At 68.6% G+C, this 14,043-nt stretch carries 14 protein-coding genes; 9 read left to right on the top strand and 5 right to left on the bottom strand.

Going from position 1 to position 14,043, the window contains the following annotated elements; translation table 11 throughout:
• Positions 1 to 143 precede the first annotated feature (143 nt).
• From ACFWIW_RS22565 to ACFWIW_RS22550, 4 genes are all read left to right on the top strand, one after another.
• Complete coding sequence (locus tag ACFWIW_RS22565; RefSeq protein WP_005165317.1) at positions 144 to 1,244, top strand: LacI family DNA-binding transcriptional regulator; 1,101 nt, start codon at positions 144 to 146, stop codon at positions 1,242 to 1,244.
• A 51-nt stretch (positions 1,245 to 1,295) separates the two neighbouring features.
• Complete coding sequence (locus ACFWIW_RS22560; RefSeq protein ID WP_378370230.1) at positions 1,296 to 1,787, top strand: beta-class carbonic anhydrase; 492 nt, start codon at positions 1,296 to 1,298, stop codon at positions 1,785 to 1,787.
• 29 nt (positions 1,788 to 1,816) lie between these two features.
• Positions 1,817 to 2,692, top strand: a complete 876-nt coding sequence (locus ACFWIW_RS22555) for an A/G-specific adenine glycosylase (RefSeq protein WP_378370229.1) — start codon at positions 1,817 to 1,819, stop codon at positions 2,690 to 2,692.
• 88 nt (positions 2,693 to 2,780) lie between these two features.
• Positions 2,781 to 3,743 (top strand): N-acetylmuramoyl-L-alanine amidase, encoded by a 963-nt coding sequence (locus tag ACFWIW_RS22550; RefSeq protein WP_378370228.1) that lies wholly within the window; start codon positions 2,781 to 2,783, stop codon positions 3,741 to 3,743.
• Here ACFWIW_RS22550 and ACFWIW_RS22545 read toward each other — a convergent pair.
• On the bottom strand, positions 3,688 to 4,842 hold the full coding sequence (locus ACFWIW_RS22545) for an MFS transporter (RefSeq protein ID WP_378370227.1): 1,155 nt from the start codon (positions 4,840 to 4,842) through the stop codon (positions 3,688 to 3,690). The two genes, ACFWIW_RS22550 and ACFWIW_RS22545, sit on opposite strands and share 56 nt — an antisense overlap.
• Positions 4,843 to 5,008: 166 nt before the next feature.
• Here ACFWIW_RS22545 and ACFWIW_RS22540 point away from each other — a divergent pair, with 166 nt between their 5' ends.
• The gene (locus ACFWIW_RS22540) at positions 5,009 to 6,448 is read left to right on the top strand and encodes a M1 family metallopeptidase (RefSeq protein WP_378370226.1); all 1,440 of its coding nucleotides are present in this window, start codon (positions 5,009 to 5,011) and stop codon (positions 6,446 to 6,448) included.
• A 37-nt stretch (positions 6,449 to 6,485) separates the two neighbouring features.
• Here the strand turns inward: ACFWIW_RS22540 and ACFWIW_RS22535 are convergent, their stop codons facing one another.
• From ACFWIW_RS22535 to ACFWIW_RS22525, 3 genes are read right to left on the bottom strand one after another with little or no spacing between them, the layout of a single operon-like run.
• Complete coding sequence (locus ACFWIW_RS22535) at positions 6,486 to 7,466, bottom strand: LysR substrate-binding domain-containing protein (RefSeq protein ID WP_378370225.1); 981 nt, start codon at positions 7,464 to 7,466, stop codon at positions 6,486 to 6,488.
• The gene (locus tag ACFWIW_RS22530) at positions 7,463 to 8,782 is read right to left on the bottom strand and encodes a purine-cytosine permease family protein (RefSeq protein ID WP_378370224.1); all 1,320 of its coding nucleotides are present in this window, start codon (positions 8,780 to 8,782) and stop codon (positions 7,463 to 7,465) included. Before ACFWIW_RS22530 ends, ACFWIW_RS22535 begins: the two co-directional genes overlap by 4 nt.
• Complete coding sequence (locus ACFWIW_RS22525) at positions 8,779 to 9,465, bottom strand: tRNA-dependent cyclodipeptide synthase (protein WP_378370223.1); 687 nt, start codon at positions 9,463 to 9,465, stop codon at positions 8,779 to 8,781. The genes ACFWIW_RS22530 and ACFWIW_RS22525 overlap by 4 nt, the downstream gene beginning before the upstream one ends.
• Before the next feature lie 159 nt (positions 9,466 to 9,624).
• Between ACFWIW_RS22525 and ACFWIW_RS22520 the strand changes: the two genes are divergently transcribed.
• The 3 genes from ACFWIW_RS22520 to ACFWIW_RS22510 all read left to right on the top strand — a co-directional run bounded on the left by ACFWIW_RS22520 (position 9,625) and on the right by ACFWIW_RS22510 (position 11,801).
• The gene (locus ACFWIW_RS22520) at positions 9,625 to 10,578 is read left to right on the top strand and encodes a LysR family transcriptional regulator (RefSeq protein ID WP_378370222.1); all 954 of its coding nucleotides are present in this window, start codon (positions 9,625 to 9,627) and stop codon (positions 10,576 to 10,578) included.
• 425 nt (positions 10,579 to 11,003) lie between these two features.
• On the top strand, positions 11,004 to 11,354 hold the full coding sequence (locus ACFWIW_RS22515; RefSeq protein WP_378370221.1) for a rhodanese-like domain-containing protein: 351 nt from the start codon (positions 11,004 to 11,006) through the stop codon (positions 11,352 to 11,354).
• 12 nt (positions 11,355 to 11,366) lie between these two features.
• Entirely contained in the window at positions 11,367 to 11,801 is a 435-nt protein-coding gene (locus tag ACFWIW_RS22510) for a thioredoxin family protein (RefSeq protein ID WP_378370220.1), read from the top strand.
• Here the strand turns inward: ACFWIW_RS22510 and ACFWIW_RS22505 are convergent.
• Positions 11,783 to 12,580, bottom strand: coding sequence for an alpha/beta fold hydrolase (locus ACFWIW_RS22505; protein ID WP_378370219.1), 798 nt, complete (start codon positions 12,578 to 12,580; stop codon positions 11,783 to 11,785). The two genes, ACFWIW_RS22510 and ACFWIW_RS22505, sit on opposite strands and share 19 nt — an antisense overlap.
• Between ACFWIW_RS22505 and ACFWIW_RS22500 the strand changes: the two genes are divergently transcribed.
• Positions 12,579 to 14,021, top strand: a complete 1,443-nt coding sequence (locus tag ACFWIW_RS22500; RefSeq protein ID WP_378370218.1) for a M1 family metallopeptidase — start codon at positions 12,579 to 12,581, stop codon at positions 14,019 to 14,021. The genes ACFWIW_RS22505 and ACFWIW_RS22500 overlap by 2 nt on opposite strands.
• Positions 14,022 to 14,043: the final 22 nt, after the last annotated feature.

Below are 14,043 nucleotides of genomic sequence, written 5' to 3'. Positions count from 1 at the left end.
CGTTGTCAGATTCAACTGTACCCCATCCGGATGACCATGCTCCCCGTCCGGGCGCGAGCTGTACCCAGGGTCACTCTGAATCGAGACCTGCCACACGTCGGGTGATGCTTCTGCAAAACGTTCTGAACCGTTACGGTTTGCGGATGGGCCGTCCTATCCGCACCAGGAGGCAGGCGACACTGGCGTCGTTGGCCGCAGAGCTCGGTGTGTCGAGGACCACCGTCTCCAACGCCTACAACCGACCGGACCAGCTGTCCCCTGAGCTGCGCCGCCGCGTCCTCGAGACCGCGCGCCGCCTCGGCTACCCGGGCCCGGACCCGGTGGCCCGTTCACTGCGGACGCGCAAAGCCGGGGCTGTCGGTCTTTTGCTCACCGAGAACCTCTCCTACGCCTTCCGCGACCCCGCCGCCGTCGGCGTGCTCGAAGGGCTCGCGCTGGCCTGCGAGGACGCGGGCGTCGGCCTGCACCTGGTGCCGGCGAGCCCGGGACGGGAGGACGTCGCGGCCGTGCACCGCGCCGGTGTCGACGGCTTCGTCGTCTACTCGGTCCCCGACGACGACCCGCATCTCGGCGCCGTGCTGGAGCGCCCGGTGCCGACGGTGATCGTCGACCAGCCGCGCGTGGACGGCGTCGACCGGGTCGGCCCGGACGACGCGGCCGCGGTCACCGCCATGGCCGAGCACCTCATCTCGCTCGGCCACCGCCAGATCGGCGTGCTGTGCATGCGGCTGGCCCGCGAGCGCAACGACGACTTCGTCTCCATCCAGCGGCAGAGCGCCGCGCATTTCCACGTCCAGCGGATCCGGCTGGAGGCGCTGGCCGCCGCGTTCTCGGCGGCCGGGGTCGACTGGGCGACCGTTCCGGTGGTCGAGCGTTTCGACCACACCGTGGACGACGGCGCGTCGGCCGCGCGCCAGCTGCTCGACGCGTATCCGCAGGTCACGGCCGTGATCTGCACCTCGGACATCCTCGCCCTCGGCGCGCTGGCCGAGGCGGAGCGCCGTGGGCTGCGGGTGCCGCAGGATCTGACGGTCACCGGATTCGACGGCATCACCGAGGCCGAGCGTTCCGGGCTCACCACGGTCCACCAGCCGGTGCTCGAAAAGGGCAAGGCGGCGGGCAAGCTGCTGCTCAGCTCCGCCGACCGGGTCGGGCCGAAGGTGATCACGCTGCAGACGGAACTGCGGGTCGGACGGACGTCCGCGCCGCCGCGAACGGCTGAAGAACGCTGGTTCGGTCCGTGATCTGCGCCCGTACGCGTTGCCCTCGCCCGGCGCGTCGGTTCCAATGAACACGTGACCTCAATCGACGTACTGCTGAAGCGAAACCAGGAGCTGGGTGATGTCACTCCTGGTGACCGCTCGTCGCCGAGGCCATCGCTTCACGTGACGATCCTGACCTGCATGGACGCCCGTATCCGGGTGTTCGAGATCTTCGGCCTGATCCAAGGTGAAGCGCATATCCTGCGCAACGCGGGCGGCGTCGTCACCGACGACATGATCCGCTCGCTCGCGCTGAGCCAGCGGAAGCTCGGCACGCGTGAGGTGCTGATCGTGCAGCACACCGACTGCGGCCTGTCCATGGTCACCGAAGACGATTTCAAGGACGAACTCGAAGCCGCCAGCGGGCTGCGACCGACGTGGTCGGTCGAGGCGTTCCGGGTGGTGGAGGACAGCGTGCGCCGGTCGGTGCAGCGTGTCCGGCGCAGCGATTTCCTGCCGCACACCGACAACGTGCGCGGTTTCGTCTACGACGTGAAGCTGGGCCGGCTGACCGAGGTCGAGTAGGGCTGAAGCTCCGCCACTAAGCTGGCCCGGTGGGCGTCGACGCGGATGTGCTGACCGAGTGGTTCGACGAAGTGGGGCGCGACCTGCCCTGGCGTGAGCCGGAATGCTCCGCCTGGGGCGTGCTCGTCAGCGAGATCATGTTGCAGCAGACCCCGGTCGCGCGTGTCCAGCCGATCTGGCTCGACTGGATGGCGCGCTGGCCGGTGCCGTCGGCGCTGGCGGCGTCGTCGCAGGGCGAGGTCGTACGCGCCTGGGGCAAACTCGGCTACCCGCGGCGCGCGCTGCGGCTGCACGCCGCGGCCGCGGTCATCGCCGCCGAACACGGCGACGTCGTTCCGTCCGATGTGGACACTCTGCTCGCGCTGCCGGGGATCGGCGCGTACACCGCCCGCGCGGTCGCGGCCTTCGCGTACGGCAAGCGGGCTCCGGTGGTGGACACGAACGTCCGCCGCGTGGTCGCCAGGGCGGTGCACGGCGCGGGTGACGCCGGGCCGCCGTCGAACACCCGCGACATGGCCGACGTCGAGGCGCTGCTTCCGCCGGAGGACGCGCCCGCGGCGAAACTCTCCGCGGCGCTGATGGAACTCGGCGCGCTCGTCTGCACCGCGCGCTCCCCGCGGTGCGCGGACTGCCCGATCTACGAAGACTGCGCTTGGCAGCACGCGGGCAAACCCGCCTACGCCGGACCCGCGAAGCAGGTCCAGAAGTTCGCCGGGACCGATCGCCAGGTGCGCGGGCTGCTGCTCGACGTCCTGCGCGGCAGCGAAGGCCCGGTGGAGAAAGCGCGGCTCGATCTCGTGTGGCATGAATCCGGGCAGCGCGACCGTTGCCTCGACTCCCTGCTCGTCGACGGCCTCCTCGAACAGACCCGGGACGGTCTGTTCGCACTCCCTGGCGAACACTAACGCATTACGACAAAAGTTGGTCAATGGTTGTCATCGGCGCGATCGCGGGTTAGTTTTCCGGCCAACGCGCATGATGGGAGTTACGCCCGTGGCCGACTTCGACCGACGTACCGCGCTCAAGGGCGGCCTGACGGTAAGCGCCGTCGGGCTACTGGGGACAGCAACGATTTCCGCCGCCGACGCGGCGTCCGGGGTGGCGGAACCCAAGATCCACGACACCACGGCCTGGAACGCCCGCCCGCCGGGCGGGGCCATCGAGGTGCAGAACCACAAACCGACGTACATCGTCGTGCACCACACGGTGGAGCCGGGGAACGTCACCGACTACACGCTCGAACACGCCTTCTGGGCGTCGCGTTCGATCCAGAATTTCCATATGGACACCCGCGGCTGGATCGACACCGGCCAGCAGTTCACGAACAGCCGCGGCGGGCACATCACCGAAGGGCGGCACCGCAGCCTGGAGATCCTGCGCGGCGGGACCCAGCACGTGCTGGGTGCGAACGTGGGCAACAACAACAGCACCTGCATCGGGATCGAGAACGAGGGCCTCTACAGCAAAGAGGACGTCACGCCCGCGCTATGGGACTCGCTGGTGAAGCTGGTCGCGTACATCGCGTCGCAGTACGGGATCTCGCCGGAGTTCATCAAGGGGCACCGGGACTTCAACTCGACCGAATGCCCGGGAACCGTGCTGTACAACCGGCTTCCCGAGCTACGCACCGAGGTCGGCAAGCTGCTGGGCGCCTCGTCGCCCAAGGTGGACCTGCCGGAGTGGCCGCTGCTCAAACCCGGCGACACCGGGCCCCGGGTGCGGACGGCGCAGGAACTCCTGCGGGCACGCGGTTTCGCGGTACCGGTCGACGGCCTGTTCGGACAGTCCACAAAGGACGCCGTCACCGCGGTCGTGGCCCGGCACGGGCTGGAGCGCGACACTTGCGGTGCGACGGCGGCGACCGACGAGACCGGATTCCTCGGCTCCGACGTCTGGCCGCTCATCGTCGGCTCCGGCACCGATCCGCGGGCGCTGAAAGCCCGGCTCGCCGGCTGAACAGCAGCGGCGCGAGGACCAGCAAGGCCGCGCACCAAGGGAGCGACGAAGTTCCCAGCGGCAGCAGCAGCCCGCCGACGAGGGCTCCCCCGGCGACGGCGCCGTTCCAGGCCGCGATCGTGAGCGACTGGGCGGCGTCGGCCGTGGGGCCCGCGAGCAAGGCGGTGACGGCTTGGAACGCGGTCGGCGCGCCGCCGAATCCCAGGCCCCACAGGCCCGCGGCGGCCAGCACCAGGCCGTGGACACCGTCGCTCACCCCCATCAGGAGGATGGCGGCGGCGGTCACGATGGAACAGGACAGGAGCACGGCACGCGGACGGCTGTCGAGCGCGGAACCGACCGCGACCAGCCCGCCCACCGTGGCGCAGCCGAACACCAGCAGCGCCGCACCCAGCATCGATTCCGCGTCGAACCCGGCGAGCACCGGGCCGATGTAGGTGTAGGCCACGTTGTGTCCCAACGAGAACAGCGCCACCGTCGCCAGCACGGGGCGCATTCCCGGCAGCTGTGACGCGGCAAGCGGCCGGGTCGGGCCCGCCGGTTCCGGGGGCACGGCGGGCACCGCGACGGACACCCACACCAGCAACGGCACGGAGATCAGCGCCATCGCGCCGAACGCCCAGCGCCAGTCGGCGAACTCACCGAGCGCGGTACCGACGGGCACGCCCAGCGCGAAACCGATCGGCGTACCCGACATCGCCACGGCCAGCGCGCGCCCGGTGAGTCCCGGCGGGGCCAGACGCATCGCGTAGCCCGCGACGAGCGACCACATCACCCCGGTCAGCGCACCGGAAACGACCCGCGTCGCCAGGATCAGCGGGTACGACGAGGACACGGCGATCACCAGGTTGGTCGCCAGGAAACCGAAGATCAGCACCAGGAGCAAGCGTTTGCGGGGCATCCGGAGGGTCGCGCCCGTGAGCGGGATGGCGGTGAGCGCGGTCGTGATCGCGTAGACCGTCACCAGCTGCCCGGTGGCCGATGGGGAAACGCCCAGATCCGCGGACATGCCCAGCAGCAACCCGGCGGGCAGCACTTCGGTGAGACAGCCGAGGAACACCGTGGTCGTCAGCGCGAGCAGCGCCGGGAGGGGCAGCATGCCTCGACGATCTCCGCCCGGGAGCGGCACGGATAGTCCCTGGCGGGTATGCCGCGCGGTTATCGGCCGGGATAACCCGGCGGCATGACCGGCTGGCAGTGCCGCTCGCCGTGCGGGCGTACGCACGATGGCCGGGCACCCTCCCCGTAAGAGAGAAGGCTCGTTCATGACCGTGCGGATTCGGTGGCAGGAGCCACTGTGCACCGCGTTGCTCGCCACCACGATGCTCGGCGCCTGCCCGGCTTCGGCGGCGGCAACGCCGTCCCCCGGCAGCGACGGGTACGTGCACGTCTCACCCGACGGCACCGTCCTCGGACCCGATCCTTACTACCCGAAGGACGGCAACGGCGGTTACGACGTCGACCAGTACTCGCTCGCCTTGGACTACGCGCCGTACTCGATGTTCCTGAGTGGCAAGGCGACCATCACCGCCACCGCGACACAGGACCTGGACCGGTTCGACCTCGACCTGCGTGGTCTCACCGTCCGTTCGGTCACCGTCGACGGCGTGGCCGCGGCGTTCCGCCGGGAGGGCGAACACGAGCTGGTGATCACCCCGCGGACCCCGTTGGCCGACGGGACGCGGTTCACCGTGGTGGTCGCTTACGACGGGCGTCCGGAGCCGATCGCCACGACGCGGGGACGGGTCGGCTGGCTGGCCGCGTACGGCGATTCCGCCGTCGCCACCGGGCAGCCGCGTTCGGCGATGACCTGGTTCCCGGTCAACGGCACCGAAGTCGACAAGGCGACCCTTCGCGTCTCCGTCACCGTCCTGGACGAATTCTCCGTGCTGGGCAACGGTTCTCAGGTCTCCGACGTGCCCGCGGGCTACGGACGGCACACCGTCACCTGGTCGGAGGAAACCGCCCTCGCGCCGAGCACGGCGATGCTCGGCATCGGCCGCTGGGAGGTCGAGAGGATCACCCTTCCCGGCGGGCGGACCGCGATCAACGCCTACCACCCGTGCGCCGTGGACAAGAAGAAGATCGGCGGACGGCTGCCCGAGGTGCTGGAATTCCTCACCGGGAAGTTCGGCGACTACCCGCAGTCGGCGGCGGGCGGGCTGTTCCTCGACCGCTCCCTCGGCTACACGCACGGAGCCCAGACCAGGCCGGTGTACGGCCGCGCCGCCACCATCGGCGATCTGGTGTACGCGAGCGCGTACCAGTGGTGGGGAGCCGGGGTGAGCGGCAAGATGTGGCGCGACGCGCTGATGCCCGAGTCCATCGCGCGGTACGCGGTATGGCTGTGGGACGAGAAGAACGGTGCCGATCTGGACCGTCGTTACCGCGAGATGGTGGCGAAGGTACGCGACGACGCGGCGTTCTGGGCGCCCAAGCTCACCGATCCTGGCAAGGGCACGGAATTCGCGCCGACGGCCAAGGCGGTGCTGATGGTGCACGCGCTGCGCCGTCTCGTCGGCGACGACGCGTTCTTCCAGATCCTGGCCGGCTTCCCGATGATCAACCCGCAGGGAAACCAGAACTGGCACGACTTCGAGCTCTATGTCTCCGCGATGACACAACGCGATCTCGGCGAGTTCAACCACGCCTGGCTGGACGGCACGGTGCGGCCGCCGGACTCACTCCTCTTTCCCGGGAGCTGAACGACCTCGTGAGTGGTAAGGACGGTTCTAACCGTCCTTACCACTCACGAGGCCTGGCCAGGTATTCGGCGTAGACGGGGGCCGTCCGCGCCTCGGCCCAGTAGGCTTCGACCACGGCGGAGAGCAGCTCGTCCCGCCGCCCCGCCACGAAGGTCTCCTTGTTCCAGGCGAGAACATGCCTGCGCGGCAGCACATCCCCGCGCAGCGGCCGGGTCACGATGCCGTGGTCGCCGGGATCGCAGATCGGCTGGGACAGCCCGATCGCGCCCGCCTTGACCACCAGCAGCGCCACCTGCTGCGAAGTCACCTGATGGGTGAACGTCGGGGTGAAGCCGTGCCGTGCGCAGGTGTCGGCGAAGTACTTGGTGAACGTGGCCGCCGACGAATCGGACACCATCACCCACGATTCGTCCCGCAGGTCGCGCAGGTCGACGACCTTCTCGCTCGCCAGCGGATGGAATTCCGGCAGCAGGACGAAGGTCGGCTCGGTCACCACCACCGCGGTGTCCACGTTCGCGGGGATTTCGAGCTCGTAGCCCGGATAGTCCTTGACCAGCCCCAATTCCGCGCGGCGCTGGGCCAGCAGCGGCAACAGCCGCTCGGGATGGTCGTCGTGCACGACCTGCACCTCGGAGACCTCGGGCCACAAGCGGGTCACAAGCGACGGGAGACACGCCACCAGCGCACTGGCCACCGCGGCCACCCGGACGACGCCGGGCGGGCCGCTGGGACAGACGCGCTGCTCGATGTCTTCGAGCAGTTTGTCCAGCTGTGGCAGCAAAGCGGCGGTCCGGCGTAACAGCAGTTCCCCCATCGGCGTCGGTGTCACGCCGCCTTCGCACCGGTCGAACAACTGGTAGCCCAGCATGTTCTCCAGCCGTTTGAGTTGCGCGGAAACCGCGGGCTGGGTGACGCCAAGCGCGATCGCGGCACGGGAAAGACTGCCCGTGTCCGCGATCGCCCGGATCACCCGCAGGTGGTGGACATCCAGCTGTACGACGTCGAACTCCTTTGTCACGAACGGGTTTTCGACCCGCCGGAAGAAGTCATGGCCGCGGGGACACCCACGGCCGTTGTCCGTCTGCCGAGAAGAACATACAGCAGAAAAGCACCGAAAACGGAGTTCACCGTGGGAATCCCCCACGGCAGCCAGGCCCCCACCGCCGCTCCCGCCACCCAGCAGATCAGCGCGGCGGGAACCCAGGACGGGCAAGTGGACGGCAGTTCCCCCGACGCGCGGGTCGCATCCAGGTCCGGTTTCCAGCGCCGGACCACGTAGTACTCGGCGATCACCACTCCCGCCACCGGCGGCGTGAGCACGCCGACCCAGGTCAGGAAGGTGGTGAAGTGGTCGAGGATGCCGATCGCGGAGAGCACCGTGCCGAGACCGCCGAGCAGCAGCGTCGCGGCGGTGCGGTCCAGCCGCCGTGACAGCAGCACCTGCACGGCGTTCACCAGCCCGAGCGACGACGAATAGAGGTTCCAGTCGTTGATCTTCAGGATCGCGGTGACCAGGATCAGCGTGCCGAGCACCCCGGACGACGAGGTGATGATCCCGACCACGTCGGCGCTTTTCGCCGCGTGCGCGAGCAGCACCCCGATCAGGCCGATCAGGTACTGGCCGAGGGTGACGCTGACCAGGGTCTGTTTCACCACGTCGGACGCGGTCCGGTTGAACCGGGTCATGTCCGGCGTCATGATCGCGCCCATGATGAAGGCGCCCGCCACCAGCGTGGTGCCCTGTGCCAGCGACATCGACGGGCCCGGCGGCGGCTCGGACATCAGCGTGGGCAGCGAATGGTCGCCGAGCGCGGTGATGATCGAAAACCCTGCCAGCGCCAGGAAAGCGGGCACCGTCAGATACGCCGTCCAGGCCATCGCGTGGAAGCCGAACACGACGATCGCGGTGACCAGCGCGCCGCCCGCGAGTGCCCACACCCACACCGGCGGGCCACCCATCAAGGCGTGCAGGCCGTGGGCGAAGACGTCGTTCTGGACCCCGAACCAGCCTGCCAGGCTCACCGTCATCAGGAGCCCGACCAGCGACGATCCACCGGTGCCGAAGCCGGTCCAGCGCGCGAGCACCGACGTCGAAAGCCCTTCCCGGGTGCCGGCGACCCCCATCAGGATGGTGATGATCTCCAGCAGCACGGAGCCGATCGTGATGGCCAGTACCGCGTCCCAGAACGTCATCCCGAACCCCAGCACCGCGCCGAGCAGGAACTGATGGAACGAGGAAACCTGCCCGAACCGTTGCAGCGCGACGGAAACCCAGGAGTACCGGCGGTCGGCGGGAACCCTGCGCAGGGAGAAGTCGTCGTGTTCCACTGTCATTCCACCCGTTCCGGGACGGCTTGTTCGAGGACGACGAAGCCTTGTCCCGGCAGCGGCCGCCACGACAGTTCGCCGCGGTAGAGCCGTTCGAGGAACGCGACCCGCTGGTGATAGGCGAACACGGAACTTTCGACGCCTGCCACGGCGACGGTGCCGACGAACATCGGCAACTCGGCGAGGAAGTACCGGACCGCGCTGCGCAACTGGTCACGGGTGGGGTGTTCGCCTTCGGGCAGGCGCCGGTCCAGCACCCAGCCCGTGGCGCCGAGGCACTGCTCGGCGAACTCCGGATCGGTGGCGAACCGGTGGTGTGCCTCGGAAAGCAGGCCGAGATACGCGCTGTCGGCCTCCAGCGCCGAGGCGTCCAGTATCAAGGTGTGCGGATCCGATGGGCAGACCTGTTGCAGTGCCCGGACGATCTTGTTGCGGGTGTAATTGCCCTGCCGCTGCGCCTTTTGCGCGGCGCGGACCGGGTCGTAGCCGAGCGCTTCGAGGGTGAACGCGGACGGACCGTCCGGGACGAAGAAATGGAATCCCCGAAAGGCCGACATGGCCCAGCGGGCGAGATCGGCGATACGTTCCACCGTGAAATGGCTGTTGAACGGGCTGACGCCGAGACAAACGTGCTCGGCCCGCGCCAGCGGATCGGCGCAATGCTCCGTGAGTGGCAGTGGTCGCGGCAAGACGGCTCCTGATTCGCGTGATCTGCGGGGCGTCGACCGAACGTAGCCACGGCGCGATGGTGCGGGTATTGCCAGCGAATGTTGTCATCGGGTTATGAGAAATCGGCGATCTCTACTTTCGGGGGTGCCGGGCGCGAACCGGTCGCGGTATACGAAGTCATGGAGATTCAGGTTCGGCATCTTCGCGTGATCTGTGAGATCGCCGCCGCCGGCAGCCTCAATCGTGCCGCGGCGGGACTGGGGCTCGGACAGCCCGCGCTCAGTCATCAATTGCGCCGGATCGAGCGGATGGTCGGCGGACCGCTGTTCCACCGCGACCAGCACGGGGTGCGGCCGACCGAACTCGGCGCCCTGATCCTGCGGCGGGCGCGGGCGATCGTACTCACCTTCGACGAACTGGAGCACGATTTCCACCGCCAGGAACCCGAGGCGGGCGAATCGATCAGGATCGGCTGGAACGACAGCGCCATCACGGGTTCGCTGCTCGGCGGACTGCGCGATCTGCGCCCCGGCGAACCGTTCCGCACGCGCGCCGACACTTCGCGCACGCGGCTGCTCGCGCAGGTCGCGAACCGGGGCATCGACCTCGCGCTGATCATGATCTGCGGCAGGCGCGGCCTCCCGGTGCCACCGGAGGTGCGGACCCTGACGCTGGTCGAGGAGCCGTCCTTCGTCGCGATCCCCGCGGAGCATCCGCTCGCCGGCGAGGAGGAGATCGAGCTCGCCGAACTCGCCGGGGAGGACTGGATCGTGTCGAGCGGCGGCGACGGCTGCCGGGTGGTGTTCCGCGAAATGTGTCTCGCGCACGGTTTCGATCCGCGGATCACCCACGACGTCGACATCGACACCGCGCGGGAAGACCTGGTCAGCGGCGGGTACGGCGTCGGGCTGGTCCAGCCGACCCGGCCGCCGGCGGACGGGCTGGCCATCCGGCCGCTCGCGGGCGCGCCGATGTGCGTGCGGCATGTGCTCGCGTGGCGGGAGGACGGGCCGTGCGCGCACGGGGTCCCGGAACTCGCCACCGAGGCGAGGGCGGGATATTGGCGGCTCGCCGAACGGACGGCGCCGTACCGCTCCTGGCTGCACCGCCACGGCAGGGTGGCCGCCGGATAGCCACGGGCCTCGTGAGTGGCAAGGACGGTTAGAGCCAAGGGTGGCTTAGGTACCTACCGCCGATGCGCGAGCGGCGGGCTCGCGTGACTGACCGGACGACACGCGTGGCTGGATGGACGACACACGTGATCAGACGGACGACTCGCGGCGGAACCCCGGCCGCGGTCGTGTCGTTCCTCCAGCCACGCGTGTCGTCCGCCGGATCACGCGTGTCGTCCGCCGGATCACGCGTGTCGTCCGGTCGGTCACGTGACATCGCCGGTCGAGTCTCGTGAGTGGTAAGGACGGTTAGAACCGTCCTTACCACTCACGAGGCCGAGCAATCCTCGATAACCCTCCGGCATGCCGAGGCGGCACTAGAGCGTGTCCCGCGCGACGGCCGACGATGGAAATCGTCAATCACGGTCGCCGAAAGAAGGGGCACCATGCTGCCGTTGATCACCCGTACGGAACTGCTCTCCCGGATGGAGTCCGGATCGGTGGTCGTGGTCGACACGATGCCGGTCGCCTATTTCGAAAAGGAACATCTGCCGGAAGCGCTCAACATTCCGGGTTTCCCTTACGAACAAGCCGCCGAATTCACCGACCGGCTGGCACCGTCGGTGCTTCCGGACAAGGCCGCCGCGATCGTCGTCTATTGCGCGAACACGCCGTGCCGCAACAGCGAATTCGTCGGACGGCGCCTGCTGGAGCTCGGATACACGAACGTCCGCAAGTACCGCGAAGGCATCGAAGACTGGGTCGCGAACGATCTGCCGACGTGGTCTTCGTCCTGAAAGGAGATCGTCTTGTCCAAGGTCAAACGGTTCGTCTGCGTGCTGGCCGGGGTGCTGGCACTCGTCACCGGTTTCGGCGGCGGCGTGGCTTCGGCGGCGCCGACGGCCGAAAACGTGATGACGGTGACTTCGGCCAACTACGCCGAGGTCATGAACATCTCGAAGGAGAAGCTGGTCATCATGGACTTCGGCGCGACCTGGTGCCCGCCGTGCCGCCAGATGAAGCCGGTGATCGAGCGGCTCGCCGGTGAGTACGGCGGCCGGTTCCTGCTGGGCGAGGTCGACGTCGACCAGAGCCGTGACCTGGCCACCCGGTACAACATCCGCTATCTCCCGACGCTGGTCGGCGTCCGCAACGGCGCCGAATTGCCGTCGTCGCGGAACATCGGCTACCCGGGCGAAACGAAGCTGCGCGCCTGGATCGACGCTCAGCTGGCGAAGGGCTGACCGATGACGTCGGAGAGAAACGCTTCGACTGCCCCGAGGTAGGTCTCCGGCGCTTCGTCGTGCACCACGTGCCCGGCGCCTTGGACGACGATGTGCCGTCCGAGGCCGCCGGGCACGCGTGCGGCCAGCTCCGCCTGCTGACCGGGCGGCATCGCGGTGCGTTCGCCCTCGATCGCGAGCAGCGGGCATTTGACACGCTCGACGAACTCCCAGAAATCACGCCGTCCCCACTCGGCCGCGATCTCGTACAGGTCCTGGAGTGACGCGATGAGGTGGTAGCCGTCTTCGCGTTCCTCGACGCATTCGATGAAGTAGTCGCCGGTGTCGCCGAAGAACTCGCGCACGTGGGCCAGCGACCGGAACGGGACCGGCCACGACTCGAAATACCCGCGCCAGGTGTCCACGGTCCGGCCGCGCTGATCCGGCGCGAAATCCTCGCAGACCACGGCGCGGACGAGCTCGGGATACATGGCCGCGGTGACCCACGCGTGCAGGCCGCCCATCGAATGTCCGATCAGGACCGCGGGTTCGCCGAAGCTCCGCAGCACCTCGGCGACGTCGTCGGCGAACCGTTCGGTGCGCCAGGGCCCGCCGCGCGGCCCGCGTCCGTGCCCGCGCGCGTCGAGGCCGTGGACACGCCCGTACGGCTGGAGTCTTCGCGCGACCCGCCACCATGTCGTCGCCCTGCCCATGAGCCCGTGCAGCAGGACGATCGGCGGCCCGTCACCGCCGAAAGTGACCAACCCGTCGCGCTGAATCACCACTAAGCTCCCCTCCATGCGCAGCCGTGTCCCCGCCGCCGGTCTGGTCCTGGGGGTCGTCTGCGCCCTGATTATCGGCTGCACCGCCGATCCTCCTCCGGCCACGCCCCCTCCTCCGCCGCCGATGAACCCGGCGCCGGGTGCTTCGGGCGCGGGCGACCCGTATTACCCGATGGACGGAAACGGCGGCTACGACGCGGCCGAATACCAGGTCGGGATCACTTACGACCCCGCGAAAGGGCGGCTCGACGGCGACACCACGGTGATCGCGAAAGCGACCCAAGACCTCAATCGGTACAACTTGGACTTACGCGGATTGACCGTCCAATCCGTCGAAGTGGACGGTAAACCGGCGAAGTTCGCCCGCGAAGGCGAGTTCGAACTGGTGGTGACGCCCGCCGAGCCGATCCGGAACGGGACCACCTTCCGCACGAAGGTCCTCTACGGCGGCGACCCTTCGTCGACGCCCAAGGCGGGCGGCAGCGAGAACGGCTGGCAGAAGTCGAAGGACGGCGGCGCGTTCATCGTCGGCGAGCCGCATTCGGCGTCGTTCTGGTATCCGGTCAACGAAACCCCGCGTGACAAGGCGATGTTCACCCTGACCGCCCGCGTGCCGGACGGCTGGACCGTCATCTCGAACGGGCGCGAGATCCAGAAGACCGCGGCGAACGGCTGGACCACGACGTCCTGGCAGGAACGCACCCCCGTGGCCGCCTACCTGACCACGGTGGCGATCGACAAGTTCACCGTCGACCGGATGGCGCTCCCGGACGGGACGCCGGTGGTCAACGCGTACGCGCCGGGCGCCGAGGACCGGCGCGACACGGGCAGGCGGCTCCCGGAGATCATCGGCTTCCTGAGCTCGAAGTTCGGGCCGTATCCGGTGGACGCGGCGGGCGGTATCTATCTCGACGAGGACATCCACTTCTCGCTGGAGACCCAGACCAGGCCCACCTACGCGAAATGGGCCGACCTGATCACCGTGGTGCACGAAACCGCGCACCAGTGGTTCGGCGATTCGGTGACGCTGAATTCGTGGTCGGACATCTGCCTCAACGAATGTCTCGCGTCGTACGCGCAATGGCTTTGGCAGGAGTCGCGGGACAACGAGAACCTGGACGACCGTTATCGTGCCGCGCTCGAGATCATGCGGGGCAGCACCGATTTCTGGAAGCCGAAACTGGTCGGCATGGGAGCCGGGCAGGAATTCCGCGGCGTCTACGACAAGGGCATCCTGGCCGTCCACGCGCTGCGGCGGAAGATCGGCGAAGGCGCGTTCGCGCGGCTGCTGAAGGAATGGCCGGCGGCGTACCGGAACGCCAACGCGACCTGGGCGGATTTCGAGGCGTTCACGATCAAGCTTTCGGAGCAGGATCTGCGGCCGTTCTTCGACGCGTGGTTCCACGGGACGACGATCCCGCCGGACGCCGAACTCCTCCCCGGCACCCTGCGCGGCTGACCCCCCTTCGGCGCGTTTAGTC

The sequence above is a fragment of the Amycolatopsis sp. NPDC058340 genome, from assembly GCF_042723975.1.
Classification (GTDB): Bacteria; Actinomycetota; Actinomycetes; order Mycobacteriales; family Pseudonocardiaceae; genus Amycolatopsis.
Note: the sequence above shows the minus strand (reverse complement) of the source record. Positions and strands in the feature narration are given on the sequence as shown.

Excerpts from the sequence above, each read along its gene's own strand:
- ACFWIW_RS22565 (WP_005165317.1), top strand. The coding sequence starts at position 144 with ATGGGCCGTCCTATCCGCACCAGGAGGCAGGCGACACTGGCGTCGTTG.
- ACFWIW_RS22545 (WP_378370227.1), bottom strand. The coding sequence starts at position 4,842 with ATGCTGCCCCTCCCGGCGCTGCTCGCGCTGACGACCACGGTGTTCCTC.
- ACFWIW_RS22540 (WP_378370226.1), top strand. The coding sequence starts at position 5,009 with ATGACCGTGCGGATTCGGTGGCAGGAGCCACTGTGCACCGCGTTGCTC.
- ACFWIW_RS22530 (WP_378370224.1), bottom strand. The coding sequence starts at position 8,782 with ATGACAGTGGAACACGACGACTTCTCCCTGCGCAGGGTTCCCGCCGAC.
- ACFWIW_RS22520 (WP_378370222.1), top strand. The coding sequence starts at position 9,625 with ATGGAGATTCAGGTTCGGCATCTTCGCGTGATCTGTGAGATCGCCGCC.
- ACFWIW_RS22515 (WP_378370221.1), top strand. The coding sequence starts at position 11,004 with ATGCTGCCGTTGATCACCCGTACGGAACTGCTCTCCCGGATGGAGTCC.
- ACFWIW_RS22500 (WP_378370218.1), top strand. The coding sequence starts at position 12,579 with ATGCGCAGCCGTGTCCCCGCCGCCGGTCTGGTCCTGGGGGTCGTCTGC.
- ACFWIW_RS22505 (WP_378370219.1), bottom strand. The coding sequence starts at position 12,580 with ATGGAGGGGAGCTTAGTGGTGATTCAGCGCGACGGGTTGGTCACTTTC.